Consider the following 24,724-nt stretch of genomic DNA (forward strand, 5'->3'; position numbering starts at 1 on the left):
ATAGGTTTATTTGAGAAGAAATTAATTCGATAAAATCATATCAGCACCTTTCTCCGCAATCATATAAACAGGAGCATTTGTGTTACCAGAAACAATTTTGGGCATTATAGAGGCATCAACGACACGAATCCCTTCCAGACCATGCACTTTTAATTCGTTATCAACCACAGCCATTGCATCATTACCCATTTTACAGGTGCCTACCGGATGGTAAATTGTTTCTACACTCTTTCGTATATGGGCTTTCCAATCCGCATCTGATGTTGGAATAGTATTTGGCATTAATAGTTCATCCCGATAGGTATCAAAATCTGATTGCCTTAAGAGTTCCAAGGCCAGTTTTCCTCCTTTTACTAAAGCAGCCATATCTTCACTTTCAGAAAGAAAATTTGGGTCAATTTTTGGCGCTTCAAAAGGGTCTTTACTTTTCAAAGAAACCTCTCCTTTGCTTCTTGGATGCAGTAATGATGGTAAAATGGTATATCCATCTTTTGGATGCACGAAGGTCTTTATGTCATATGCATCACCCCCATAAACATCTCCCATATGCATTGGCGCGAAATGAAATTGAAAATTGGTGGACTCCCCTAATTTATCAATATTGAAAAACGCTACAGCCTCTAATGGACCGATAGTAAACGGGCCTTTCTTTCTGGTGAGATAGGACCAAATTGCCTTGAGTTGGCCCCATTGCGAGGCTCCATGATTTAATCCGACCCGTTGTTTGGCAGAAAACGAAACAGGATAAAACAAATGATCTTGTAAATTCCTTCCTACACCTTTTAAGTCGTGCTTTACGGGAATACCGATTTTTGAAAGCTCATCACCATCTCCTATGCCAGATAGCATCAAAAGTTGTGGAGAACCAAAAGCCCCACTGGAAAGAATAATTTCTCGATTCGCATAAAAAGTCTGTTCTTTTTTGCCATTTAGTGTTTTAACTCCAATGGCCTTGTATCCTTGAAAAAGTATATTGCTTACTGTTGTTTTGGTCTTTATCGTCAAGTTGGGGTTTTCCAAAACAGGTTTCAGAAATGCGTTAGCGGCACTATGCCGTTTTGCATTTTTAATGGTGAATTGAAAATGTCCAATTCCTTCTTGTTTTCTTCCATTGTAGTCCGTGTTAATTGGAATTCCCAACTTCTGCCCAGCAGCAATGAAAGCTTCCGCGAAAGGGGTTTTGTAATGTTGGGGGAGCGTCACGTTCAACTCTCCACTTGAACCATGAAATCCTTTGTCCATTGTCCCAGCTTGTTCGTGATGCTCGGACTTCATAAAATACTGCTTGACGGATTCGAAGTCCCAACCTTCATTGCCAAAAGAAGCCCAATGGTCGTAATCGTTTTTATTACCTCTAACGTAAGCCATGGCATTGGTCGAACTACTGCCACCTAGGGTTTTGCCTCTGGGTAGGTAAATCTTTCTATTATCGACATGGGGTTGTGGTTCGGTCCAAAATTGCCAATCGTATTTTTGACGAAACAACTTCACATAGGCCCCTGGAATCGAAATCAAAGGGTTAGAGTCTTTTCCACCAGCTTCCAATAATAATACCGTATGCTCCTTGCATAATCGGTTAGCCAAAACGCAACCGGCCGAACCTGCACCTATGATTATATAATCGTAGTTCTTGGACATGTCTAAATATAAATTTTAATACTTAACGATGCACTAGATGAATTTCAATTCCAAAATTTCATCACCATACTTATCATAAGTATTGGTCGATTTCCACCCCAAATGCCTATAGAATCCGTAGGCCCTAAATTTAGGCTCTGGAGTGGCTGCTAGCCATATTTTTTGAAACCCATGACCTTTGAGCTTTTCAGAGGTTTTTTGCAACAGTTCCTTTCCAAACCCAAGTCCGTCGAAGTCCTTTTCAACTGCCAAGACCAATACTTCACCAGAGTGAATATCTGCAAAACAAAAGCCGACTATCACCCCTTCGCACAAGCCTACAAAACCTATGATTTGGTTATTGGCCAATAATTCTGACCAAGATTTAAGAGTTATCCCCATTGATTGGAGTCTTGTTGCAGAAATTGGGTTGTCCTTGGTTTGGCCTCTTATCTGAATGCATCGGGGCAGGTCTTCTATTTCTGCCTGTCTAATTTTTTTTAATTCTGATATCATCGGATATAGCTCTACAATGTTTTTTGCGAATTTTTAAGGTGTTTTACCAAGGTACAAAACTCAACTTTCCTTAACACCACTTTAAGAATTACCCCCTTTTGATTAAGTTATCTTTAGCCGACTAATTAACTACCAAAATGAAACATCTTTTTTCCCTTTTGATGCTCTTCGCATCAATTTCCATTTTCGCACAAGAATTTTCTATGGATTTGGTTCAAGACATGAAACCAAGAAATATTGGTCCTGCCGGGATGAGCGGTCGGGTAACCGCTATTGACGTTCAACTTTCGAATCCAGATGTAATGTATGTTGGAACTGCCTCAGGTGGGCTATGGAAATCCACTTCAGGAGGCATTAAATGGGAACCCATTTTCGATAAAGAAGTTACCGCTTCAATTGGTGCTGTAGCAATTCAACAATCCAATCCATCAGTGATTTGGGTGGGTACAGGAGAAGGTAATCCGAGAAACAGTTTAAATGGTGGCTATGGTGTTTACAAATCGCTTGACGGTGGTAAAAACTGGACGGCAATGGGATTGGAAAAAACTAGACATATCCATCGTATCATCGTAGACCCAACTGACCCCAACACTGTTTATGTTGGAGCAATTGGTTCTCCATGGGGTATTCATCCGGAGCGAGGTGTTTTCAAAACAACCGATGGCGGCAAGACATGGTCTAAGGTTCTATTTGTAAACAATAAAACTGGGGTTGCCGATATGGTTATGGACCCTACAAATCCAAATAAATTGATAGTTGCCATGTGGGAACACAAACGCGACCCATGGTTCTTTAAATCAGGTGGTGAAGGCAGTGGACTTTACATGACCCACGATGGTGGAAATTCATGGAAGGAACTATCAGAAGAAGATGGTTTACCAAAAGGTGAATTAGGAAGAATTGGTGTTGCAATAGCACATAACAAACCTAACGTGGTTTATGCTTTGGTAGAGGCCAAAAAGAATGCATTGTATAAGTCAGAAGATGGCGGTTTTAAATGGAAAAAGGTCAATGATAAAAATGATATTGGAAATCGGCCTTTTTATTACTCTGATATATTCGTTGATTCAGAAAATGAAAATAGAGTCTATTCAGTATTCACCTATGTAAATGTATCTGAAGATGGAGGTAAAAACTTTAAACAACTGATGCCTGCCTACGGTGTTGACAATGGGGTGCACCCTGACCATCATGCTTGGTGGATACACCCAGAAAATGGCCAATTCATGATTGATGGTAATGATGGGGGAATGAACATTACCAAAGATGGTGGCAAAACTTGGCGCTTTATTGGCAATCTACCTGTTGCACAATTCTATCACATTAATGTTGATGAAGAATACCCGTATAACGTTTATGGAGGAATGCAAGACAATGGGTCGTGGCGAGGACCTGCATACGTTTGGAGGGCACAAGGAATTCGCAACAGTTACTGGCAAGAAATTGCGTTTGGCGATGGTTTTGACGTGGTTCCTGATAAGGATGACAATCAATTTGGCTACGCCATGAGCCAACAAGGTTTTGTAAGTCGTTACGACTGGAAAACGGGTAACAACTTCACGGTAAGGCCAACCCCTCCAGATGCCGACACCAAACTTCGATTCAATTGGAATGCGGCCATTGGACAAGACCCTTTTGATAATTCAACAGTATATTTTGGAAGCCAGTTTGTACACAAATCCACAAATAAAGGGCAAACATGGGAGGTGATTTCTCCTGACATGACCACCAATGACCCTGAAAAGCAAAAACAAAGTGAGAGCGGTGGTTTGACAATGGATGCAACCGGGGCCGAGAACCATTGTACTATTTTGGTTATCGAGCCATCTCCTGTTGAAAAAGACATGCTTTGGGTTGGTACCGATGACGGCCGGGTTCATTACACCCAAAATGGAGGCACATCATGGACTGACGTTACAGCCAATATAAAAGGTTTACCAAAAGGTAGTTGGATTCCCCAAATAAAAGCATCCCAGAAAAACAAAGGGGAGGCTTTATTGATTGCCAACGATTACCGTCGATTCAACTATACTCCGTATGCTTATCGCACTAAAGACTATGGAAAAACATGGACGCGTATTGTTGATGGCAATGATGTTGAAAGTTACACCTTGTCAATTGTTGAAGACGCTGAGAACCCGAATCTGATGTTTTTAGGAACGGATGATGGGCTTTATGTTTCTTTTGATGCCGGTAACAAATGGCAAAAATGGACCGAAGGCTATCCAACGGTTTCGACAAAAGACTTGGTCATTCACCCTAGGGAACAAGATTTGGTAATTGGAACCTTTGGCCGTGCAGCCTGGGTCTTGGATGATATCCGCCCGCTTCGGGAACTTGCACAAAGTACAAATGCTTTAAATCAAGATATCGCTTTGTTCGATAGTCCAGATGCTTATTTATCTGCCTACCAACAAGGTACTGGTAGTCGTTTTGGTGGTGACGCCCTATACCAAGGGGAGAATCGTAAACGAGGTGCCATGATCACCTATTACTTAAAAGAAGGTAAGAAGGATATGGCCAAAACTAAAAAGGACAAAACAGAAGAAAAGAAAGAAGAATCTGAAGAAAATTCAGCCTCCAAAAAAGAAATGACAGGAGTGCAAAAGAAGGATTCCATTCAGTTTGATTTTTATGATGGAGATAGATTGATACGAACTTTGAAATATAAAACTCCAGATAAGAAAGGCTTTCACAGAGTGTATTGGGGCTTGAATGAAAAAGGTCCTGACCGTCCTGCTCGAAAAATCAGTAAACGTAAAAACGAACCTGGAGGAGTTACCGTCAAACCAGGAACCTACAAAGTAAAAGCTCATTTCGGTGATACCGCAGATTCTACAATGGTAACTGTTAAAACCGACCCCCGATTAAACGTATCCATGGCTAGTATTAATGAAGTTTATACAAGCAGAAAACAACTGGAGCAACAAATTCAAACAGCAGCTGATGCCGTAAAGCAGTTGGTGGAAAGCAAGGATTTGGCCAACAAATACAGTAAGGAACTCAAAGAGTTGGATAAAGAAAAATTTAAAGCACAAATCGATGCTTCGAAGGATATCGTAAAGAAAATTGATTCGGTAGTGGCGCTTTATATTGGCAAAGAGGACAAGAGACAGGGCATAACCCGAAATCCGGAAATTACGGTTATGCAGCGTTTGAATACAGCCAATTTTTATTCAGCGACCCGTAAAAATGGTATTACGGAAACTGAGAAAAGATTAATTCGTTTTGCCGAGGATGAACTAAAAAGCGCTTTGGATAAAACCAATGCCTTTTTCAATGAAAATTGGAAGGCATATAGAACTGATATTGAAAGATTGGATTTATCTCCTTTCAAAGAGACCGAAACATTCACAATTGATAAATAACAAGTCATGAGAAAAATGAGTTTACTCGCAGCTCTTGTAATATTCTGGAGTTGCAAAGAAGAAAAAAAGGAGCCCTCTATTGCTGAGACCATGAAAACTTACTCCATTGCCCAAATGATGGACAATGAGGCCATTGGTGGTGGTAGCTTTTCATCAAATAGCGACAAACTTTTGGTGCATAGTAATCGAACTGGAATTTACAATGCCTATGCACTTTCTGTCGAAGATGGAACCATGGAGGCACTTACGGCATCTGACAGCTCTTCAGTATTCACGACGAGTTATTTTCCTAATGACGATAGAATTCTATTGAGTAAAGACAATAATGGCGACGAAATCTATCAAATCTATCTAAGGGATACTACCGGAACTGTAACAAACCTTACTCCATTTGAAGGAGCAAGAGCTAATTTTTATGGTTGGAGCAAAGACGAAAAGAGTTTTTATTTCGGTTCAAATAAGCGTAATCCACAGTTCACTGACGTTTACAAAATGAACTTGGAGGATTTTAGCCATACGCTACTTTATGAGAACGAAGAAGGTCTAGACGTAGGTGAAATTTCTGATGATGAGAAGTATTTGGCCTTGGTTAAACCTGTCAATACGAACGACATTGATTTATTCCTGTATTCTATGGAGGATGGAAGCATGACCAAAATCAATGAAAACCAAAGCGCTAACTCACCTGAAGATTTCTCAAAAGATGGCAAGTATTTGTATTACACCACTGATGATGGAGGTGAATTCAGTTACCTAAAGCGTTACAATCTCGCTGATGGCTCTTCTGAAAAAGTACTCGAAAAAGAATGGGATATTATGGGCTCTTACTTTACCCGTTCGGGCAAGTATAGAGTAACATACGTGAACGAAGATGGCCGAAACGTAATTGAGGTTTTTGATACCGAAAGCGAAAAGAATATTGACCTTCCAACTTTTGAAGGAGGTGCCATTACAAGTGTTGGTTTTTCGAAAGACGATTCAGCAATGCGGTTCTATTTAGGCGGTTCTGATACCCCTTCAAATTTGTATCACCTAGATTTGGAAACTGGTGATTATAAAAAGCTTACCAACGTTTTGAATCCTGAGATACAAGCTCAGGACATGGTAACTGCAGAAGTCATTCGTTATCCTTCTTTCGACGGCGTGGAGATTCCAGCTATCTATTACAAGCCCCATCAAGCTTCTGCAGAAAATCCTGTTCCGGCATTGGTTTGGGTTCATGGTGGTCCTGGTGGGCAATCAAGACAAAATTTCAACTCTATTATTCAATATTTGGTGAATCATGGTTATGCCGTACTGGCAGTTAACAACCGAGGCAGTAGTGGTTATGGCAAGACCTTTTTTCAAATGGATGATTTAAATCATGGTGATAAAGATTTAAAGGATTGTGTGGAAGGAAAAAACTGGTTGGCTGCACAGACCGAAATTGATGGAGAAAAAATTGGAATTATCGGTGGTTCCTATGGGGGTTATATGACCATGGCCGCTTTAACCTTTACCCCTGAAGAATTCGATGTTGGAGTCAACATATTTGGAGTGACCAATTGGATGCGAACCTTAAAGAGTATTCCACCATGGTGGGAGTCGTTCAAAGATGCTCTCTATAAAGAATTGGGAGACCCGTACAGTGCAGATTCGGTACGACTAAAGAAAATTTCACCTCTTTTTCATGCGGATAACGTGACCAAACCATTGATTGTACTGCAAGGGGCGCAAGATCCAAGGGTGCTACAGGTAGAATCGGATGAAATTGTGGCCAGCGTACGGAAAAATGACGTTCCGGTTGAATATGTCTTATTTGAAGACGAAGGACATGGCTTTGTCAAAAAGGAGAACCAAATTGAAGCGTACAGCAAAATATTGGAGTTTCTCGATCTTCATTTGAAAAAAGACATTGAGGAACCTATAAAAGACGGAGGTGATATTTAAATGAAGCGATTACTATATGTTTTTTTGTTGTTGGGTACTACCCTAATCGCCCAACAACCTGGCGAAGAAGAAAATGGTATTTGGTATATGTATTTCGGAATGAACAAAATCTCCGAAAAGTTTAGCATTCATACCGAAGCACAATTTCGTTATTACGAGACAAGTGCCAACTTTAACCAATTGTTATTGCGAACAGGGTTGAATTACCATATCAATCCTAATGCAATTGCGACTTTGGGGTATGCATATATCGATACCGACCCATCTTTTGATAGCAACGAAACTTTAGTTAATGACATTGGTGAAAATCGAATATTTCAACAATTCATACTCAAGAACAAAGTTTGGGAGTTTTTATTCGAACATCGGTATCGATTGGAACAACGATTTATAAAAGTTGAAGATGAGAATAGTCCATTTTTCGATGACAGAACCGAACATAGGGCACGTTATCGAATTCAAATGACCTTACCATTGACTGATACCTTTTTCCTTAATTTCTATGACGAACTATTCATCAACTTGCAGGACAACTTGTTTGGTCAAAATCGTTTGTATGGTGCGGTTGGTGTGAACCTTACCGATAATAGTAGTTTGCAATTTGGTTGGCTTAGAAACCAATTCTCAAATACAGTTTTTAATCGGTTTCAGATAGCTTTCTTTTATAATCCCGACCTAAGTGGAGTATTCAAGGAAAAAGCTAAGAATTGATTTTATCATTTTAAGCTCTTATTCTTTAACCATTATTGTAAACGATGAACACAGAAAAAGTAGCTTTTCAGAACAGTGAAGGACAACAATTGGTAGGACGCTTAGAATTACCAGTCGACCGACATCCACACAATTTTGTTCTATTTGCCCACTGTTTCACTTGTACCAAAAATCTCTCAGCGGTACGGAATATCTCAAAAACATTGACGTCAAATGGGTTTGGTGTATTGCGTTTTGACTTTACCGGTCTTGGTGAAAGTGAAGGAGATTTTGCAGACACAAATTTTTCTGGCAATGTTCAAGACTTGGTAGCCGCGGCAATGTATCTTAAAGAAACCCATGAATCCCCTACGCTTTTAGTTGGACATTCCTTGGGTGGAGCTGCAGTCATATTTGCGGCAACTGAAATTGAATCAGTTAAAGCAGTTGCCACTGTCGGCGCACCTTCGAATCCGGTTCATGTCAAACACCTTCTGAAAAGCGGCATTGACGAAATCAATAAGACTGGTAAGGCTGTGGTAAATCTAAGCGGTCGGGATTTTACCATCAAAAAGCAGTTTTTGGATGACTTGCAGCAAAAATCATTGCCCGAGACAGTGAAAGCACTGCGAAAGCCCTTATTATTACTGCACTCACCGCAAGATGATACGGTTGGAATCAAGAATGCCGAAGAAATATATATTGCAGCACACCATCCAAAAAGCTTTGTTTCCCTTGATGGCGCTGACCATCTGTTATTCAATAAAAAAGATTCTATTTATGTTGGAGAGGTTGTCTCTGGCTGGGCTAAAAGGTATCTTGACATATTGGATAGGGTAGTTGAAGATTTAAAAACAAAAAGTCAGGTTGCGGCCAGTCTTTCTTCTGAAGATGTATTTACAACCCAAATGAAGGTTGGCAGTCATTACCTTTTAGCTGACGAGCCAACAAGTTATGGAGGAAATGACTTTGGGCCTTCACCCTACGAATTCGTATCAGCAGGTTTATCAGCATGTACGGCAATGACCATTCAAATGTACGCCAAGCGCAAAGGTTGGGATGTTCAAAATGTTGAAGTACATACCTCATATGATAAGAGACATGCGATAGATTGTGAGGAATGTGAAAGGGATACTGCCAAAATTGACACTTTTGATCGGGAAATCAGATTAACTGGAGAGCTAGATGAGAAGCAAAAGACCAGAATACTACAGATTGCTGACAAATGCCCTGTACATAAAACGCTTCACAGTGAAACCCAGGTTATCACTAAATTGGTTGAATGATCCAAAGTAAAGTTTTTGAAGTGGTGGTTTCTGGCACGCATTCAATTGTGATACCGAATGAAATTGCTTCAGGCTTTTATGATGCTGGTCATAAACGCATTAAAGTCCATGCCTCATTTCAAACTAAGACCATTGAATTTTATGCAGCTTTGAACCGATGGAAGGACAACTCGTTTTCCATAATGTTCAGTAAAAACAAACAAAAGGAGCTCGACATTTTACCAAACGACTATTTTCAACTTCAGTTTTTTGAAGACACTTCAAAATACGGGGTTGAGGTTCCCGAAGAATTCGAAGCGGTAATGCTTTCTGATTATGATGCCTATCAAATCTTTGAATCATTAACCAAAGGCAAGCAAAGAGGTTTGATTTACATGATTAATCGTTTCAAATCCTCACAAAAACGAATTGACAAAACCTTGATTCTTTGCGAAAACTTAAAACGTGGCATTCGAGATAATAAAGAAATCTTAAAGCCGCTTTAGTTGCCTCCCCTTTGATTATTCCATAATTTTAAGGACGAATCTAAAAACACTAGAAATGAAAAAACTCATTGTCTTACCAATGGCTTTGATATTAATCACTGCTTTTAGTTGTAAACAAGCAAAAAAGGAAGCAGAAGAAGCCTCGGAGGAAGTAGAAGAGATGGTAGATGAAATGAAATCAACCATCACCCTCACAAAACTAGAAGGTTCTCCCGCCTATTCAGATGCAGAATTAGTTCTGAATTCGCCAGAAAACACGACTATCGCAGAAAGTGGAGCGGTTGATTTTAATTTTGCCGTTAATAATTATGAGCTAGGCGCGCAAACGGAAAGTGAAAATGCTACCATGTTGGCCAATTCAGGAAAAGGACAGCACATTCATTTTATTTTGAATAATCAACCTTATTCAGCCCACTACGAACCCACTTTCGCTAAAGAGTTACCTGATGGTGTGCACCATTTGGTGGCGTTTTTGAGTCGATCTTACCATGAATCAGTCAAAAACGAAAATTCTGTAGTGGTTAAAAAAATGGAGATTGGCGCTGACCCACAAGATACCCAAGGACTTGACATGGAGGCTCCGACCCTTATCTACAGCCGACCTAAAGGCGAATATGCAGGTAAGGATACTGAAAATCTAATGCTTGATTTCTTCGTACTGAATACAACACTTTCTGCCGACGGAAATAAAGTCAAGGCCACAATCAATGGCGAAGAATTCATGATAGATGAATGGGCGCCACATGTGATTAAAGGACTACCTATGGGAGAGGTTACTATTCAATTGGAACTTATTGATGGAGAAGGCAATGCAATTGACGGGCCTTTTAACAAAGTGACAAGAACCGTTACTTTAAAACCTTAAAAGCACAACACTCATTAGAAAGCTGTCTTTGCGACAGCTTTTTTTTGCACTTGTTTTATCACAATTCAAGGAGCCTTATCTTTGGTAGAACACTATGAATCTTGATACACTAATCGAAAAGTTCAAACAAAAAGACATGGCTGCTTTTGAAAAACTGTATGCCATGTATGCTGAGAATATTCATGGTGTTATCAATACGATTATTCGAGACCCAGAACGGTCAGAAGAATTGTGCCAAGATGTCTTTATAAAGGTCTGGAACAATGCTGAAAGCTATAATTCATCCAAAGGACGATTTTTTACATGGATTTTAAATATTGCGCGCAACACGGCAATTGATGAATTGCGTTCAAAAACGTATAAAAACCAGAAAAAGAACCTTAGGGCAGATTACATCGTAGGTATTCTTGAACAGCCAGATGAAAATGCCAATAAGTATGATATCATTGGTCTCGAAAAATTGCTAAAAGGGTTAAAAAAAAAGTGTTCCCAAATCATAGAACTTCTTTATTTTAAAGGCTTTACCCAAAAAGAAGCTGCTAAACAACTAGACATCCCCTTAGGAACAGTAAAAACACGGAATAGAAATTGTATTTCCAAAATCCGTGAAAACATGAATGTGTGAATGGATATTAAAGCTTACATAGCATCTGGCATACTGGAACTTTACGTTGCAGGTCTCCTTTCTGAGCAAGAAAATTTGGAGGTTCATAGGTATGCCCAACAATATCCTGAGATTCAAAGTGAGATAGAAGCTATAGAGGCAGCAATTCTTGCATTGTCAAAATCCGCTTCACCCAACCTTCCCTCCAATAGTTTTGATATAATTAAACCTCGTCTGGGAAAAGTCGTTGATTTACCAAAGGCTGAGAAAAAATCGAATTGGCCAAAATATTTGGGTTGGGTCGCTGCAGTCATCTTTGCTGGAGGTTTGGTTTGGATGTATTTGGAAAATGAAAAGCTCAAAAATGAAATTGAAGTCGTTTCGGAGGAAAAAAGAAGCCTTGAGGAGCAAATTTTAGATGCCCGAAATGAGGTCGTTAATGCTGAGGAACTATTGAACCAGCTTAGAGACCAAAATGTTGCCGTTGTTGCCTTGGGCGGGCAAGCGGTCTCCCCAGAATCTTTTGCAAAGGCCTATTGGAACAAAGCAGAGCAGAAAGTATACATTGATGCTCAAAGTCTACCAGAACCTCCACCGGGTTTTACTTATCAGGTTTGGTCTTTAAAATTGAACCCGTTGACACCAACGAGTATTGGGCTTCTTGATGACTTTGCAAATAATGAGACAGGCTTGTTCGAGCTACCAAATCCTAATGAATCCGAGGCTTTTGGAATAACTCTAGAACCAGAGGGTGGCAGTGAATCCCCAACATTAGATCAATTATACACCTTAGGGATAGTTTCTTAAATGATTTCGACTTTAACATAAGTTCCAAATCTTCTATCTTTAATTTCATGTTAGCCTTTATCACCAAATTATTTTTTCTTTTTGCCGTAATTGACCCGATTGGCACGGTACCCGTATACCTTGAGGCTACCAAGAATTTTGACAAGGTTCATAAACGAAAAATTGCGCTTAGAGCAAGCTTAGTCGCCTTTTTTATCTTGTTGTTCTTTATTATCGTCGGACAGCTAATTTTGGATGGTATGGCCATTTCCTTGGATGCCTTTCAAATTTCAGGTGGTGTAATTTTGTTTCTTTTCGCTCTGACCATGATTTTTGGGGAAGGTAAACCACAGGACGAAAAAACAAATATCACCGATTACAAACATGTGACTATTTTCCCGATTGCCATACCTTCGTTAGCATCTCCAGGGGCCATCATGGCAGTGGTGCTATTAACCGATAATAACTTATATACCATTCAGGAACAGGCTATAACCACTGGCATCGTTTTCTTGGTAATGATTCTGGCCTGCTTACTACTACTTGTGGCCAATTTGGTACAGAAAAAGATTGGGGAGTATGGCATTACCTTAATAAGTAAAGTAATGGGACTGATTCTGGCAGCTTATGCCGTACAGAGCATTCTTACCGGACTCAAGCACACCTTTGGTTTTGTATCATGAACACTAGACATTCAGATATTGCTCTGATTCTTATCGATATTCAAAAAGGGCTGGATGACTGGCATTATTATGGAGGTAATCGAAATAATCCAGAAGCCGAAAAAAACGCTAGCCGTATACTTGAAGTTTTTCGTACTAGTGCATTACCGATTTTTCATGTGCAACATAGTTCCCAAAATGCGAAATCACCTCTACATGCCTCAAAACCCGGATTTCAAATTAAGCCCGAAGTTGGTCCTTTGCCTGATGAACCTGTTTACGTCAAAAATGTGAATTCTGCTTTTATCGGCACCTCCTTACAGAAAGATTTGGAAGATGCGGAAATAAAAAAGTTGGTCGTGGTTGGTCTTACAACGAATCATTGCATTTCAACTTCGGTTCGAATGGGCGCCAATTTAGGGTTTGAAATTTTTCTCATTGCCGATGCATGCGCTGCTTTCGACCAAGTCGGAATTGATGGGAGCAAACAAGAAGCGGAATTGGTACATCAAGTCTCTTTGGGCAACTTAAAGGATGAGTTTGCAAAAATTCTTGATACCGAACAGTTAATCACTGAATTCTTATGACTGAAAAGGAAAAAATGATTGCTGGGGAATTATACAATCCCTTGGATAAGACTTTGATTTCGGAAAGATTAGAGGCTAGAAGATTACTCAAACTTTTTAATGAAATTCCTGAGGAAGATGGCAAGCAATTGATGACAACCTTAAAAACCTTGATACCAAATCAAAGTAAGCGCTGTTTTGTACAACCACCTTTTTATTGTGATTATGGCTATAATATCATTTTAGGAAAACAGGTCTTTTTCAATTTCAATTGTGTGGTACTCGATGTTTGTAAAATAACCATTGGTGACCGGACTATGATTGGACCCGATGTACAGCTTTACACGGCCACCCACCCTTTAACTGCCAAGGAACGTAGCTCAGGTAAAGAATTTGGTAAACCGATAAAGATTGGAATGGATGTGTGGATTGGGGGTTCTGCAATTGTCAATCCTGGGGTTACCATTGGTGACCGTGCCGTGATAGGAGCAGGCAGTGTCGTCACCAAAGACATACCAGCAGATGTTTTTGCCGCTGGCAATCCATGCAAAATCATAAAGAATATTGAGAATTAGTCGAAATATTGCTTTAAAAATTCAAGCTACGAATAGTTAGTATTCAAAAGCCTATCATGCAAATACTTAAGCTTTTTGGGTTCAAGACCCAATTTAAATAGCAACACCAAAAGCAGGTTTGATAAATTTATTTTCAGGTAAGAGTTACGTTCGTATTTCCTTGCAGACACCACTAAATCATTTTTAATGATACAGTAAGGAATATTCGCTTTTTTCATTCTACGAAAAAATTCAAAGTCTTCCATTAACACTTGGTTTTCGTCAAAGCCACCCAATCTTTCAAATACTGCCTTCTTGATAAATAGGCATTGGTCTCCCCCACCGGTAAAAAGTCCCTTCCTTCTTGTAAATAATGCGTTGACTTTTAAAATGAAATCTGTTTTATCAAAGCGATAGGAAAAAAAACCAGCCTGATTCTTATTACAAAGTGCATTTCTTATTTCAGCAAAAAAGTCTTTTGGAGGTATAACATCCGCATGTAAAAACACCAATATCTTACCTTGTGCTATTGATACTCCATCATTCATTTGCACCGCCCTGCCCCTTCGTTTATTAGAAACAAATTTTACTTTTTTTAAATGCTTAAAACTACCTTCATAGTCAACATTACAGTCACCACAACTAACAATAATTTCGACCTCATGATTCTCTGAGATCTGTTCGAGTAAAGGAAGAAGATTTTTTAGGTTTTGCGCTTCGTTATAAGCTGGAATAATTACACTTATCAAATGAATTCTCTTTTTTTACTACCTACGCAATTTTAAGGCATGGGGTTTGCAGAAAGGAAGTTAGTACTATTTCGACAAAACCCACAAGTCAGTTTTTCCGTAAGTGTGTAAAACCGTAATTGAATCTTTATGAAGTTAAAAGGGATTATCATAGTTGCATTTTTGTTTTTTTCCTTTGGAAAAGCACAAACCACTTATCTTAACACGCTTTCCGAGCAGTTTTTGAGTCAAATAAAGAATAGTGAAGATACTCAAGACATTCGAAAACAATTATCAAATCTTAGTATTGAGGAACTAACCAAAACCTTAAAAACAGATGAGCAAAAACTAGCCTTTTGGGTGAATGTTTATAACGCATACATTCAAGTAATCCTCAAAAGAACTCCAGACCTCTACGAAAATCGGGGAAGCTTTTTCTCAAAAGATCAAATTCGAATTGCAGGAAGTACAATTTCGTTTGATAAAATTGAACATGGGATTATTAGACGTTCGCAATCCAAATTGGGTCTGGGATACGTTAAAAAAGGTTTTCCAGATAAATTTGAACGACTATTACGGGTAGAAAACCCTGATTATCGCATACATTTTGCATTAAACTGTGGAGCCAAAGATTGCCCCCCAGTCGGAATTTACACACCAACCAAACTAGATTCACAGTTTGCCAAAAGCACAAAGCTATTTTTAAAGGGTTCTTCTACGTATAACAGTACAGAAAATACAGTTCTTATCACATCGCTATTTAGTTGGTTCAGGGGAGATTTTGGAGGAAAAGATGGCACTAAGGAAATATTGAAAAATCAGGGTATAATACCAAGTATTGAAGGGGTGGAATTAGAATACAAAGACTACGATTGGACTTTAGCCTTGGATAATTTTATTGAATTATAATCATTATACAAACCGATGTTCGGAAGTCTTTTTTGTTGAATGAATCCCATCAAGTCGAAGCAAAGAAGGGTTGCCAGCAAACAGTCTTTTTTAAAAACGCCATGATATTTATCACGGCGTTCCATTAAACAACTAAACATCCAACAACTGAATTTCAAAAGCTTTGTTAATCAATTTTTTGTATTGTCATAAATCATAAATCTGTTTTTTTGCGGCTGGTCCGAGTTCGTAAACAGCACCTATCAGTTCGGGCTTCAATGCTTCAACTTTTTCAAAATGCTGATTGGCTTTAAATATTTTGGCAGCATTAAGCAAGATTCCAGGTTCAAATGTTTTTCCAATAATATGTGCTTCAACAATTTTCAAGGCTTCTTGTTCTCTTCCCATTTCTAGATATGTAGATGCCAAGTAGCTATATGATTCCGGAGTGGGCCTATTTTCCACCTCAATTTCCGCTAGTCGACGAGCCCTTTTCAAATGCCTATCATAATCTATATAATAGTTAATTTGATAGGTATTGTACATTGGGCCATAAGCTTCATTTTGTGCTTGATTGTAATAGTTGGTCATATTATTTTCATAAGCAATTTCATCTCCCATAAAATTGGCTATCTCCGCTTTCAACGCATAGTAATCTGGCGCTTTATGGTACGCCGTGACTGAATCTAAAATTCGTAATGCTTCTGTTCCATTCCTTTCGTGGGAAAATACAATCCAAGCCAATCCTTTTTTTGCATAAGCATTTTGAGGGTCTATGTTTAGCGCCTTTAGATAAAAGTGGTAAGATTCTTCAAGCCTTCCTGCATGACCATAGTAGTCTGCAATGTTGGTATAGGACCAAAGTTTTAAGTAGTGATTATTTGATGATTCAGCTTTTTTCATGGCCTTTTCCATCATCTTAATCGTAGTATCCAAATCGCCTTTATAATCGTTCCATTTTGCCAGACGAATCAGGTACCCAAATTCAGAAAAATTCTTGATACTATCTAGGTACCTTTCAGCTTTTGCAAAGTTTCCAAGCTCCATATGCACATCGAAATAAAGGCTTTGAGTTTCCTTATTGCTACCGCCTATACTATCAGCTAATTTGGTCATTTGCAAAGCTTCCTTAAACCGATGTTGTGAAATGTAATTTCTAGCTAGTGATATGGCATAACTTTCTTTGTTAATGTTCGCAATTTCAACGGCCTTTGAAAGGGCCTGTTCCGCTTTTTTCAAATATGAAATGTTACCAGTATTCTTGAAGTATCGCGTATACTCACTTGCTACATTACCGAAACTTAAGATTTCAGTACTATCAGCCGTTATCTTATTATTCCACAATTGAAAGTATTTTGAAGTTGTCTTTGGATTCTTGTTATTGACTAGGTATTTATCATAGTCTGCCTTACTGGTAATTTGCGATTGGGGTTCAGAACAAGAAAAGAAACCAAGGACCAACAAGCCAATCAATAGATATTTCATATTAAAAAAGTTTTTAGTGTAGATATTTGAAGTTTTAAAGAAAAGGGAGAAGTTTCCCTCTCCCCTTACCTTTTCATAGCAATTGTATTATTCAGGATTGCCTAAATAGGGGAAGGTATCTGAAATGGAAGCGGTTAAACCCACACCATCGGTAACCAATTGGGGCAATCCGCCTTCACCATTGAAACGTGCGCCATTTCCACCACCAAACAACAATATCAATGAGACGTCAATGATATCATCTTGAGGCGTTCGTCCGGTCAAACCAATACCCCCCTCATATGTTGGTGCACCCATACCAGGATTGAAATAGGTGGTCGGGGCATTGGGAGCAACTTCCAAAACATCTGAAGCCAATACTGTGGTCAATACTTCAGCAGTTACAGGATTGTTTGTAAAGCCGTCATCATCAGGCCCATTTAAAATATCACCTAAAATGTTAGGTTCGTAATCGACATCTTCAGCCGTCAACCCAAGTGCCTCGGCATATGCATCGTGATAAGCTTCAAGTAATGATTGAAAACCTGGTTGGAACAATGGCCCCATCTCATTCGGAATTGCTTGATTGTGCATATCCTTAATATCACCGTTCGCACTTAAAACCGTATTGATTCCCGGTCTACCCATAAAATCGACTTGCGAATAGGTGCCAGAAAAATCAGGTTCCATTCCACTTGTATCGTCATCCATCATCATATCATCATCCATCATTACATCATCTTCTACCATGATGTTGTTATCGTCACTATCACATGCCGTAAAAACAGTCAAAAAGAGTGACATCAGCATTATTATCTGTAATCTATATACGTTGTTCATCTTAACTCGTTTGTAATGTTATTGTTTTTGATTTGTAGTTACCCAAGTTTTGTAAACAGGAACACCTAAGACATTGGTGGCGGTTGGTTCACCCAACAATGAGTTTGGCAACTCAATAGCAATTGTCATGGTGTTTGCGCCATCAAAAGTGTCCACCCCTGGAACATTGAATCCTGAATTGTCGTCCATTGATGGGGCCAAAACTTCATTGAATCTGAAAAAATCGAAATAAAAGGGGTCTTGTCTAGGCCCCGCGAATAAAGAGACTCCTTCATCTGTGGTTTCAACAATTGCGGTAGCTGCCGAAATTTCAACGTCACCCAAAGGACTATTTACTGCCACTTCACTATTCAAACCGGTTGAGGCCGGTATTACAGGTCCGAAAAAGTACATTCTTCCATCTCGGGGAATCGCCTGAATAACCAAATCTTCAATTAAATCACCATCGGTATCTATATTGATTTCGGTTAAAACTGATTCATCAAATGTTCCATAAGCCAAATCTGGTAAGACATCCGATTGCAGGTCAACAACAAAAGTGGTGTTGTTGGAATCCAAGGTTGGTTCAAATGCAAAGAAATCGGCGATATCTGCTGTGGTGCCCATGCTCCCCGGAGCATCTATGTGGTCAGCAGCCATAAAAATACCTGCTAGGACTCCGATGGATCCCAAGGCTAGGCAAAACTTAGTTGTTTTTTTCATTTTGTTATATTTTTTTGTTGTACGGCCTTACCTACGCAGTTTTTATTTTCTGGTTTTGTTTATTCTGTTAAAGTCTTCTTAATAGGTCTTTGTTATTTTTTACATTTGAAGGTATCAATCAAAAAAACATGAACCCCTCTGCTGCTGGTTGGATCAAAAAATTTGGCCATACTCTTAAGAAGAATCCAGCATACTATACCTCTTATGAAGAACTGTATGCCTGGTTGGTTGAATCAGGATTTATCTACGGAATACACCTTCATATACCAGATTTTGTCAAAAGTGAACATCGATTAAGTGAAGATGAGGCTGCAAAAATCAACCTATTGAATGCCCTTTACCATTGCTACTATTTTGAAACCAATAACACTGACTTTACAAAGTTCATAGATGTAGTTTTCGAATATTATAATGCGCTAGACGTTGGAAAAATCTCTTTTCTAAGTAAAATCTTAAGTGGAAAAAAAACAGAATCCCAATTGGAAAAGTTGTTGGATTCTCGAATTTACCTAAACGGAAATGTTTTTAGTAAGGCTTTTGGAAATAGCTTAACCAATTCACTTCTTTTTGTTGATGTCCTAATCTTTTCGACCTATCTAAAAGGAGGGGGTACAATTATAAAACATGCCCACCTTTTAGAATATGTAACTATCAATATTGCGTATCATGCATTGAACTCAAAAGAGGCGAATAAGAATGATGAAAAATTGATTCAATTATTGGCCTCATCGTTGACATTTGTTGATCAAAACCAAGACAATTTTGATGGTAGTTATCAAGAATTATTACAATCAAATTTTACAAAATTAGAGCGACAATATTTACTTGATATTGCATGCCTGACAGTATGGGAAGATAAGTCAATTGATTATAAGGAATCGGAGTTCATTTTCGGTATAGGAAAAGACCTAGGAATCAATGAAGAAAACATCTCAAAATCACTTTCAAATGTGGGCGATTTTTTTGCCCTAAATTTTGAAAATATTCCTTATTTAAAAGAGCAGAATTTAGCTCAAAAATATTACGAAGGAATGTCTAAAAATGTGGGTAAACTTATTCTTAGAAATAACAAACGATTGAAAAAAGAATTGGCTGAGAGTAAAGAATTGGTTTCTTTAATTTCCAAATCTGCATCAAAAGATTTAAGTCCTGAAGAGCGAAAAAAAATACAAAACCAATTGCTTGATATTTTCAAGACCATTCCATCTTTAGCAATTTTTTTGCTTCCCGGAGGGGCAGTTTTACTACCCATTGCAGTTAGCTTGATTCCAAAATTATTGCCTTCTGCTTTTGATGATAATCGAGTAGAGGAAAAGTAGGGTATTCTCTTAAAAAAGCAAGTATAAGAAAAATCTATTGTAGATATTATTAATCTAAATACCAGATATTTGCACTATTTTATTCCAACCAAAGCTTAAAGTCTTTTACTCGCTCTCTACTCACAATGATTTCTTGCTCTACAAAGGTATTTAATTTTATTTGAAGTCGAGAATTGGTGTACGAAATGATATCTTTTATGTGGTTAATGTTCACATAAAATTTTCGGCTGACCCTAAAAAATATTTTTGGCGAAAGTTCGGGTTCCAAGTTTTCAAGCGTAGTATCCAACAAATAATTTCTCCCGTCGGTTGTTGCTGCATAGGTACCTTTATTCTCACTGTAAAAACATTCCACTTCATCAGCATTGATAATTTTTAAGTGCTGCCCTACCTTGGCAGTAAAACGTTTTTTATACTCCCTTTCTAGGGGGTTGACCAGCAACTTTTTTATATCCTCAAAATCGACCGAAATCTGTTCTTTTTCAGGCTTGAATTCTTGGTACTTTCTCACTGCCTTTTCGAGGTCTTCATCATCGATTGGTTTTAACAAATAATCAATGCTATTTAACTTAAAAGCTTGGAGTGCATATTCGTCATAAGCAGTGGTAAAAATGATGGCACTTTTAACTTCAATAACATCGAAGATTTCGAACGATAAACCATCTGAAAGTTGAATGTCTAAAAAAATCAAATCCGGATGTTCATTTTTCTGAAACCAATCGATTGATTCTTCAACTGAATGTAGCATCGTTGACACCTCAACTTTCAGTTCAGAAAGTAATCTTTGAAGTCTTCTTGCTGCCGGTTTTTCATCTTCAATTATGATGGCCTTCATGGGCTATATATTCTTTATTAATTATCGATATTTTTTTGTCTCTTCCTTTTCGCGATCCATAATTTTTTGAATCTGCCTTTCTTCCCATTTTTTTAAAAATGGTATTTTATTGCGGTAGATATAAATGAAGTGAACGACCAAAATTACACCCCATAGAACTACGTTCATATTTACCCAATTGAAAAATTGTGGTTCTGAATTTACCCATTCCGGTAAAAAAGAATTGAAGACACCTAGCTTGAACAGGTAAAACACACCGTTGATTACAACGAAAACCTTTAAATGTCGATAAAAGCTCTTTATCTCTTCTACACGCTTTTTAGCACGCAGGTATTTATTATTGTCAGTTTTCATATCAATTAAAGGAATTTACTTGCATCTTCCCTATCGCGTTCCATATATTTTTTAATCTGGCGTTCTTCCCAGTTCTTATTGAATAAAGGATTGAACCGAAAAGTTATGGCGGCGTGAATACCCAAACCAATGCCCCAGAAAATCAAGGTGAAAAAATGACCCCATTCCCAAAAATTATTTGACTGAATCGCAATGTTTATTAGTATAAAGGCATTTACAGCAATGTATACCATTAAATGGATATAAAAGCCCTTTAGTTCATCAACCCTTTTTCTGGCCCTGCCCATTTTACTATCGTCATATTTATCCTTTACTGCCATTTTCTTTCGTTTTTATCCTTGTCCATTAATTCTTTTATTTTTCTTTCTTCCCAATTCTTCCCGAAGAATGGGTTGATTCTAAAGGTATTGATTGCATGAAAGAACAAACCTATCCCCCAGCCAAATGCCGCCCAAAGAAACCACATATAGCTCCAGCCGTTTATCCAATAGTTAACTGCCGCTAAACCTGAAATGACCAGGACATAAGAGGTGAGATTACCGTAAAACTTTTTTAGTTCATCTACGCGTTCTTTCGCCTTTATGTATTTGCTTTCGTTTGTATTAAAATCCATGATTTTGTCTTTTGATTGGTTATGGTATTTAAAAATAGTAAATGTCTAATACTCATCATTATTCATGATTTCACGTATTTTTCGCTCCTCCCAGTCTTTACCTAAAAACGGCATGTAGCCAAAAGCCTGCATTCCATGACCCAGTAAACCAATACCCCATCCAAGAGCAGGGAATACAATCCAAAGAAAGCCTGTGGTCACATAGTTTAGATATGCCAATACCGAAATGACTATGGCATAAACCATTGCATGCGTATAGAAACCTTTAATACATTCAACCCTTTCTTTTGCTTTTTTATACTTGTAATCAGTTACATTTTCCATTAGTTCTATTTTTTGATTCTTGAATTATTTATAGACCAAATATCAGCTGCAAGTCGACTGTTTTAAAATAGAAATTACCGAATTGTTATTTTTCTTGGATGGGTTGTAGACTGCAGGGTTTTCAGCCTATTAATTGCAATAAGTTATGAATTAAGACAATTTATTCCCGCAAACCTAAGATTGTTCTCAGGTTCTGTTTTGATTGTTTTATCTACTTTTAATCAAATACTTAGTTACTCAAAAATTGGAAGAAAACAAGGCAAACAAAGAAATTCCAAACGTTAGCTTCAAAAAGAACAAAGACTTGTTTGTCGAGGTAATGGATTTTGATCTTCTGTACGAGAGACTAGAAAAATCGACAGACCACAATCCCTTCGAGGCGCATAAAATCGTTTTTTACATGATTCTATTGGTCACAGAAGGTTCCTACACCCATTTTCTTGATTTTAAATACTACCAATTGAATGCAGGTAGTGCTTTGTTTGTTGCCAAGAATCAAATTCAATTTTTTACTGAAGACCTTAAGAAGGCTAAGGGTTATTGTATCATTTTTGATCATGGTTTTTTGAATAAACACTATTTTCTTTCACACAATGTTAAATTCAATAGGTTATTTAATTACCATATTGAGCTACCTGTGATTCATAGTTCTGAAATGGGGGAAAACCATTTTTTGGATGTTATTGAAAAACTACATCAAGAATATAATTCACCACAAGAAACGGGTAAATCAGAGATATTGGGATCACTGCTGAATGTAGTATTGCTTAAAGCTGAAAGGGCCAAATTGTTCCGCTCTAAGATTGAAGTTAACGCCCATTGGTTGGAGACTTTTGAACGATTCAAAAACTTATTGGAGTCAAATTACACAACAAACAGAAATTCAAGGCTATACGCCTCAGAAATGAGTATTTCTTATAAATTCTTGAATGATGTTGTCAAAAAATTATCCGGAAAAACAGCGAAAAAATTCATAGATGATTTTGTCACTATTGAAATCAAAAGGTTTTTGGTTACGAGTTCCCTATCGGTAAAGGAAATTTGCCATAAGACAGGATTTGACGAACCCGCTAACATGATTAAATTCTTTAAGAGAAATACCAACACCACACCACTCAAATTTAGATCTCTTTAAAACCATCCAGGTTACACATTTACAATTTTTATCTTCATTTTGATAGCGAATAAGCCTGTTGGTCCAGCTATTTTTGCTCCACTATTTAAAATTGAAAGTCATGAATTTGAAATGCCTAATACCTATTATTTTAGTAATAGCAAGTTGTGAACAACCAAAACCAGAATTAGTACTTGAGGTTACAACATTTAACCTAAAAACGACGGCCAGTCAGCAAATATTCAATGAACTGGATGCAGAAGTCGAAAGTAATTTTACTAGTAATCAACCAGGATTTATTAAAAGACAAAGTTCAGTCGATGAGAATGGCAATTATATGGTCATTGTTTTCTGGAGCACACTAGAGGATGCGGAAGCTTCTATGAATAAGTTCATGGCAGATGCCGCTGTTAGTGATTATGCAGGAATGATTGAAGGAGAGACCATGAAAATGAACCGCTACACGATAAATCAAGAATTTGCAGCCGAAAATAGTGCCTTTATCGAGATGATGGCCTTCGAAACAGCTGCTGATACCAACATTGAAAAGTTTACTAAAACTAATGCAAAAGTGGCCGAAAAAGTTACTGAGCCAAAAGAAGGTTTTATTCAGCGCATTACTGGTGTCAATGAAAATGGAGAACAAGTCGTTTTGGTTTATTGGGACACCAAAGAAAATTCTGATGCTGCTTTGCAGCCCTTTATGGAGAATCCTATTTCCCAAGAATTTATGGGAATGATGAACCAATCATCAATTTCGATGTTAAGAAGTTCAACACTTGAATCTTTAGACACACCAATGTCAAATAAAGATAAAGTTGTCGCACTATTGAACAGTTTTAATACTGGAAGCCAAGAACCCATTGGGTATATCAATCCCAACAAATATATACAGCACAATCTGGCAGTTGCTGATGGCCTTCAAGGATTTGGAGAGGTAATGCAAAATGCGCCTGAAGGAGGGTTTAAAGCGAATGTTATTCGTGCTTTTGAAGATGGTGATTTTGTCTTTACCCAAACCGAATATGATTTTTTTGGTCCAAAAGCCGCTTTTGATGTTTTTCGCTTTGAAGATGGGCAAATAGTGGAACACTGGGATAATTTGCTGGAAGTACAGCCACCTAACCCAAGTGGACACACTCAGTTTGATGGCTCAACCGTTCTGACAGATTTAGACAAAACTGCAGAAAACAAAGCCAAGGTGGAAGATTTCATCAATACCATATTATTCAAAGGGGAGATGGATAAGATTACCAATTACATAAATCCTGAAAAGTATATTCAACACAATCCTGCCGTTGCCGATGGTCTTGACGGTTTTGGTGCTGCTATGAAATATTTTGCTGAAAACGGGCTTGTCATGGAATATGAAACCCTTCACAAAGTTTTGGGACAAGGAAACTTTGTACTCACTCTAAGCGAGGGAAAATTTGGAAAGGGAGAACCATCCGCATTCTATGACCTATTCAGGTTAGAAGATGGACTGATTGTTGAGCATTGGGATGTTATTTCCTCAATACCACCAAAATCAGAGTGGAAAAACGATAATGGGAAATTTTAGTTTAGCCTAAGTTCCTATTCAGATTGACTGTTAAGAATTCAACCCTTTACAAAA

26 protein-coding genes are annotated in these 24,724 nt (G+C 38.0%); 15 read left to right on the forward strand and 11 right to left on the reverse strand.

The features are described from left to right. Positions 1–21: 21 nt before the first annotated feature. Positions 22–1,638, reverse strand: a complete 1,617-nt coding sequence (locus HCU67_RS12205; RefSeq protein WP_168552891.1) for a GMC family oxidoreductase — start codon at positions 1,636–1,638, stop codon at positions 22–24. A gap of 33 nt (positions 1,639–1,671) precedes the next feature. Continuing rightward, the gene (locus HCU67_RS12210; protein ID WP_168552892.1) at positions 1,672–2,133 is read right to left on the reverse strand and encodes a GNAT family N-acetyltransferase; all 462 of its coding nucleotides are present in this window, start codon (positions 2,131–2,133) and stop codon (positions 1,672–1,674) included. Between the two features lie 137 nt (positions 2,134–2,270). On the opposite strand from HCU67_RS12210, the gene HCU67_RS12215 reads away from it, so the two are divergent. From HCU67_RS12215 to HCU67_RS12265, 11 genes are all read left to right on the forward strand, one after another. Next, positions 2,271–5,501, forward strand: coding sequence for a WD40/YVTN/BNR-like repeat-containing protein (locus HCU67_RS12215; RefSeq protein ID WP_168552893.1), 3,231 nt, complete (start codon positions 2,271–2,273; stop codon positions 5,499–5,501). Between the two features lie 6 nt (positions 5,502–5,507). Then, complete coding sequence (locus HCU67_RS12220) at positions 5,508–7,430, forward strand: alpha/beta fold hydrolase (RefSeq protein ID WP_168552894.1); 1,923 nt, start codon at positions 5,508–5,510, stop codon at positions 7,428–7,430. Beyond that, positions 7,431–8,141 carry a DUF2490 domain-containing protein gene (locus HCU67_RS12225; RefSeq protein WP_168552895.1) on the forward strand — a complete coding sequence of 237 codons (711 nt, stop codon included), beginning with the start codon at positions 7,431–7,433 and terminating at the stop codon, positions 8,139–8,141. It begins immediately after the preceding gene. A gap of 44 nt (positions 8,142–8,185) precedes the next feature. Continuing rightward, positions 8,186–9,406: a bifunctional alpha/beta hydrolase/OsmC family protein gene (locus HCU67_RS12230; RefSeq protein ID WP_168552896.1), complete on the forward strand. Its 1,221-nt coding sequence runs from the start codon at positions 8,186–8,188 to the stop codon at positions 9,404–9,406. Further along, positions 9,403–9,891: a YdeI/OmpD-associated family protein gene (locus HCU67_RS12235; protein WP_168552897.1), complete on the forward strand. Its 489-nt coding sequence runs from the start codon at positions 9,403–9,405 to the stop codon at positions 9,889–9,891. Before HCU67_RS12230 ends, HCU67_RS12235 begins: the two co-directional genes overlap by 4 nt. A 55-nt stretch (positions 9,892–9,946) precedes the next feature. Then, positions 9,947–10,756 (forward strand): hypothetical protein, encoded by an 810-nt coding sequence (locus HCU67_RS12240; protein WP_168552898.1) that lies wholly within the window; start codon positions 9,947–9,949, stop codon positions 10,754–10,756. 94 nt (positions 10,757–10,850) lie between these two features. After that, the gene (locus HCU67_RS12245) at positions 10,851–11,381 is read left to right on the forward strand and encodes an RNA polymerase sigma factor (protein WP_168552899.1); all 531 of its coding nucleotides are present in this window, start codon (positions 10,851–10,853) and stop codon (positions 11,379–11,381) included. After that, positions 11,382–12,167, forward strand: a complete 786-nt coding sequence (locus tag HCU67_RS12250) for an anti-sigma factor (RefSeq protein ID WP_168552900.1) — start codon at positions 11,382–11,384, stop codon at positions 12,165–12,167. A 47-nt stretch (positions 12,168–12,214) separates the two neighbouring features. Then, on the forward strand, positions 12,215–12,829 hold the full coding sequence (locus HCU67_RS12255; RefSeq protein WP_168552901.1) for a MarC family protein: 615 nt from the start codon (positions 12,215–12,217) through the stop codon (positions 12,827–12,829). Next, the gene (locus HCU67_RS12260) at positions 12,826–13,395 is read left to right on the forward strand and encodes a cysteine hydrolase family protein (RefSeq protein ID WP_168552902.1); all 570 of its coding nucleotides are present in this window, start codon (positions 12,826–12,828) and stop codon (positions 13,393–13,395) included. Before HCU67_RS12255 ends, HCU67_RS12260 begins: the two co-directional genes overlap by 4 nt. After that, positions 13,392–13,949, forward strand: coding sequence for a sugar O-acetyltransferase (locus HCU67_RS12265; protein WP_168552903.1), 558 nt, complete (start codon positions 13,392–13,394; stop codon positions 13,947–13,949). The genes HCU67_RS12260 and HCU67_RS12265 overlap by 4 nt, the downstream gene beginning before the upstream one ends. 26 nt (positions 13,950–13,975) lie before the next feature. Here HCU67_RS12265 and HCU67_RS12270 read toward each other — a convergent pair whose 3' ends face one another. Then, entirely contained in the window at positions 13,976–14,677 is a 702-nt protein-coding gene (locus HCU67_RS12270; protein ID WP_168552904.1) for a TIGR04283 family arsenosugar biosynthesis glycosyltransferase, read from the reverse strand. 129 nt (positions 14,678–14,806) lie between these two features. Between HCU67_RS12270 and HCU67_RS12275 the strand changes: the two genes are divergently transcribed. After that, positions 14,807–15,565, forward strand: coding sequence for a DUF547 domain-containing protein (locus HCU67_RS12275; protein ID WP_168552905.1), 759 nt, complete (start codon positions 14,807–14,809; stop codon positions 15,563–15,565). Positions 15,566–15,751: 186 nt separating this feature from the next. Here HCU67_RS12275 and HCU67_RS12280 read toward each other — a convergent pair whose 3' ends face one another. From HCU67_RS12280 to HCU67_RS12290, 3 genes are all read right to left on the reverse strand, one after another. Further along, a complete protein-coding gene (locus HCU67_RS12280; protein WP_168552906.1) occupies positions 15,752–17,029 on the reverse strand; it encodes a tetratricopeptide repeat protein in 1,278 nt (425 codons plus the stop codon). A gap of 87 nt (positions 17,030–17,116) precedes the next feature. Continuing rightward, complete coding sequence (locus HCU67_RS12285; protein ID WP_246865775.1) at positions 17,117–17,848, reverse strand: DUF4331 family protein; 732 nt, start codon at positions 17,846–17,848, stop codon at positions 17,117–17,119. Between the two features lie 18 nt (positions 17,849–17,866). Beyond that, entirely contained in the window at positions 17,867–18,550 is a 684-nt protein-coding gene (locus HCU67_RS12290) for a DUF4331 family protein (RefSeq protein WP_168552907.1), read from the reverse strand. 128 nt (positions 18,551–18,678) lie between these two features. Here HCU67_RS12290 and HCU67_RS12295 point away from each other — a divergent pair, with 128 nt between their 5' ends. After that, on the forward strand, positions 18,679–19,869 hold the full coding sequence (locus HCU67_RS12295) for an LETM1-related biofilm-associated protein (protein ID WP_168552908.1): 1,191 nt from the start codon (positions 18,679–18,681) through the stop codon (positions 19,867–19,869). A gap of 79 nt (positions 19,870–19,948) precedes the next feature. On the opposite strand, the gene HCU67_RS12300 is transcribed toward HCU67_RS12295, so the two are convergent. From HCU67_RS12300 to HCU67_RS12320, 5 genes are read right to left on the reverse strand one after another with little or no spacing between them, the layout of a single operon-like run. Beyond that, on the reverse strand, positions 19,949–20,704 hold the full coding sequence (locus HCU67_RS12300) for a LytR/AlgR family response regulator transcription factor (RefSeq protein ID WP_168552909.1): 756 nt from the start codon (positions 20,702–20,704) through the stop codon (positions 19,949–19,951). A gap of 21 nt (positions 20,705–20,725) precedes the next feature. Beyond that, positions 20,726–21,058: a 2TM domain-containing protein gene (locus HCU67_RS12305; RefSeq protein ID WP_168552910.1), complete on the reverse strand. Its 333-nt coding sequence runs from the start codon at positions 21,056–21,058 to the stop codon at positions 20,726–20,728. Positions 21,059–21,063: 5 nt separating this feature from the next. Further along, entirely contained in the window at positions 21,064–21,378 is a 315-nt protein-coding gene (locus HCU67_RS12310) for a 2TM domain-containing protein (RefSeq protein WP_168552911.1), read from the reverse strand. Then, entirely contained in the window at positions 21,369–21,671 is a 303-nt protein-coding gene (locus tag HCU67_RS12315) for a 2TM domain-containing protein (RefSeq protein ID WP_168552912.1), read from the reverse strand. Before HCU67_RS12315 ends, HCU67_RS12310 begins: the two co-directional genes overlap by 10 nt. A gap of 45 nt (positions 21,672–21,716) precedes the next feature. Continuing rightward, a complete protein-coding gene (locus HCU67_RS12320; protein WP_168552913.1) occupies positions 21,717–21,995 on the reverse strand; it encodes a 2TM domain-containing protein in 279 nt (92 codons plus the stop codon). A gap of 244 nt (positions 21,996–22,239) precedes the next feature. Between HCU67_RS12320 and HCU67_RS12325 the strand changes: the two genes are divergently transcribed. After that, complete coding sequence (locus HCU67_RS12325; protein WP_210423701.1) at positions 22,240–23,130, forward strand: helix-turn-helix domain-containing protein; 891 nt, start codon at positions 22,240–22,242, stop codon at positions 23,128–23,130. A gap of 100 nt (positions 23,131–23,230) precedes the next feature. Beyond that, positions 23,231–24,670 carry a nuclear transport factor 2 family protein gene (locus HCU67_RS16655; protein ID WP_246865776.1) on the forward strand — a complete coding sequence of 480 codons (1,440 nt, stop codon included), beginning with the start codon at positions 23,231–23,233 and terminating at the stop codon, positions 24,668–24,670. Positions 24,671–24,724: the final 54 nt, after the last annotated feature.

Origin of the sequence: Croceivirga thetidis (assembly GCF_012272815.1) — a bacterium.
In the GTDB taxonomy this organism is placed as follows: Bacteria; Bacteroidota; Bacteroidia; order Flavobacteriales; family Flavobacteriaceae; genus Croceivirga; species Croceivirga thetidis.

Coding starts and splice junctions, on each gene's coding strand:
- HCU67_RS12205 (WP_168552891.1), bottom strand. CDS start 1,638: ATGTCCAAGAACTACGATTATATAATCATAGGTGCAGGTTCGGCCGGT.
- HCU67_RS12210 (WP_168552892.1), bottom strand. CDS start 2,133: ATGATATCAGAATTAAAAAAAATTAGACAGGCAGAAATAGAAGACCTG.
- HCU67_RS12215 (WP_168552893.1), top strand. CDS start 2,271: ATGAAACATCTTTTTTCCCTTTTGATGCTCTTCGCATCAATTTCCATT.
- HCU67_RS12220 (WP_168552894.1), top strand. CDS start 5,508: ATGAGAAAAATGAGTTTACTCGCAGCTCTTGTAATATTCTGGAGTTGC.
- HCU67_RS12225 (WP_168552895.1), top strand. CDS start 7,431: ATGAAGCGATTACTATATGTTTTTTTGTTGTTGGGTACTACCCTAATC.
- HCU67_RS12230 (WP_168552896.1), top strand. CDS start 8,186: ATGAACACAGAAAAAGTAGCTTTTCAGAACAGTGAAGGACAACAATTG.
- HCU67_RS12235 (WP_168552897.1), top strand. CDS start 9,403: ATGATCCAAAGTAAAGTTTTTGAAGTGGTGGTTTCTGGCACGCATTCA.
- HCU67_RS12240 (WP_168552898.1), top strand. CDS start 9,947: ATGAAAAAACTCATTGTCTTACCAATGGCTTTGATATTAATCACTGCT.
- HCU67_RS12245 (WP_168552899.1), top strand. CDS start 10,851: ATGAATCTTGATACACTAATCGAAAAGTTCAAACAAAAAGACATGGCT.
- HCU67_RS12250 (WP_168552900.1), top strand. CDS start 11,382: ATGGATATTAAAGCTTACATAGCATCTGGCATACTGGAACTTTACGTT.
- HCU67_RS12255 (WP_168552901.1), top strand. CDS start 12,215: ATGTTAGCCTTTATCACCAAATTATTTTTTCTTTTTGCCGTAATTGAC.
- HCU67_RS12260 (WP_168552902.1), top strand. CDS start 12,826: ATGAACACTAGACATTCAGATATTGCTCTGATTCTTATCGATATTCAA.
- HCU67_RS12265 (WP_168552903.1), top strand. CDS start 13,392: ATGACTGAAAAGGAAAAAATGATTGCTGGGGAATTATACAATCCCTTG.
- HCU67_RS12275 (WP_168552905.1), top strand. CDS start 14,807: ATGAAGTTAAAAGGGATTATCATAGTTGCATTTTTGTTTTTTTCCTTT.
- HCU67_RS12280 (WP_168552906.1), bottom strand. CDS start 17,029: ATGAAATATCTATTGATTGGCTTGTTGGTCCTTGGTTTCTTTTCTTGT.
- HCU67_RS12285 (WP_246865775.1), bottom strand. CDS start 17,848: ATGAACAACGTATATAGATTACAGATAATAATGCTGATGTCACTCTTT.
- HCU67_RS12290 (WP_168552907.1), bottom strand. CDS start 18,550: ATGAAAAAAACAACTAAGTTTTGCCTAGCCTTGGGATCCATCGGAGTC.
- HCU67_RS12295 (WP_168552908.1), top strand. CDS start 18,679: ATGAACCCCTCTGCTGCTGGTTGGATCAAAAAATTTGGCCATACTCTT.
- HCU67_RS12300 (WP_168552909.1), bottom strand. CDS start 20,704: ATGAAGGCCATCATAATTGAAGATGAAAAACCGGCAGCAAGAAGACTT.
- HCU67_RS12305 (WP_168552910.1), bottom strand. CDS start 21,058: ATGAAAACTGACAATAATAAATACCTGCGTGCTAAAAAGCGTGTAGAA.
- HCU67_RS12310 (WP_168552911.1), bottom strand. CDS start 21,378: ATGGCAGTAAAGGATAAATATGACGATAGTAAAATGGGCAGGGCCAGA.
- HCU67_RS12315 (WP_168552912.1), bottom strand. CDS start 21,671: ATGGATTTTAATACAAACGAAAGCAAATACATAAAGGCGAAAGAACGC.
- HCU67_RS12320 (WP_168552913.1), bottom strand. CDS start 21,995: ATGGAAAATGTAACTGATTACAAGTATAAAAAAGCAAAAGAAAGGGTT.
- HCU67_RS16655 (WP_246865776.1), top strand. CDS start 23,231: ATGAATTTGAAATGCCTAATACCTATTATTTTAGTAATAGCAAGTTGT.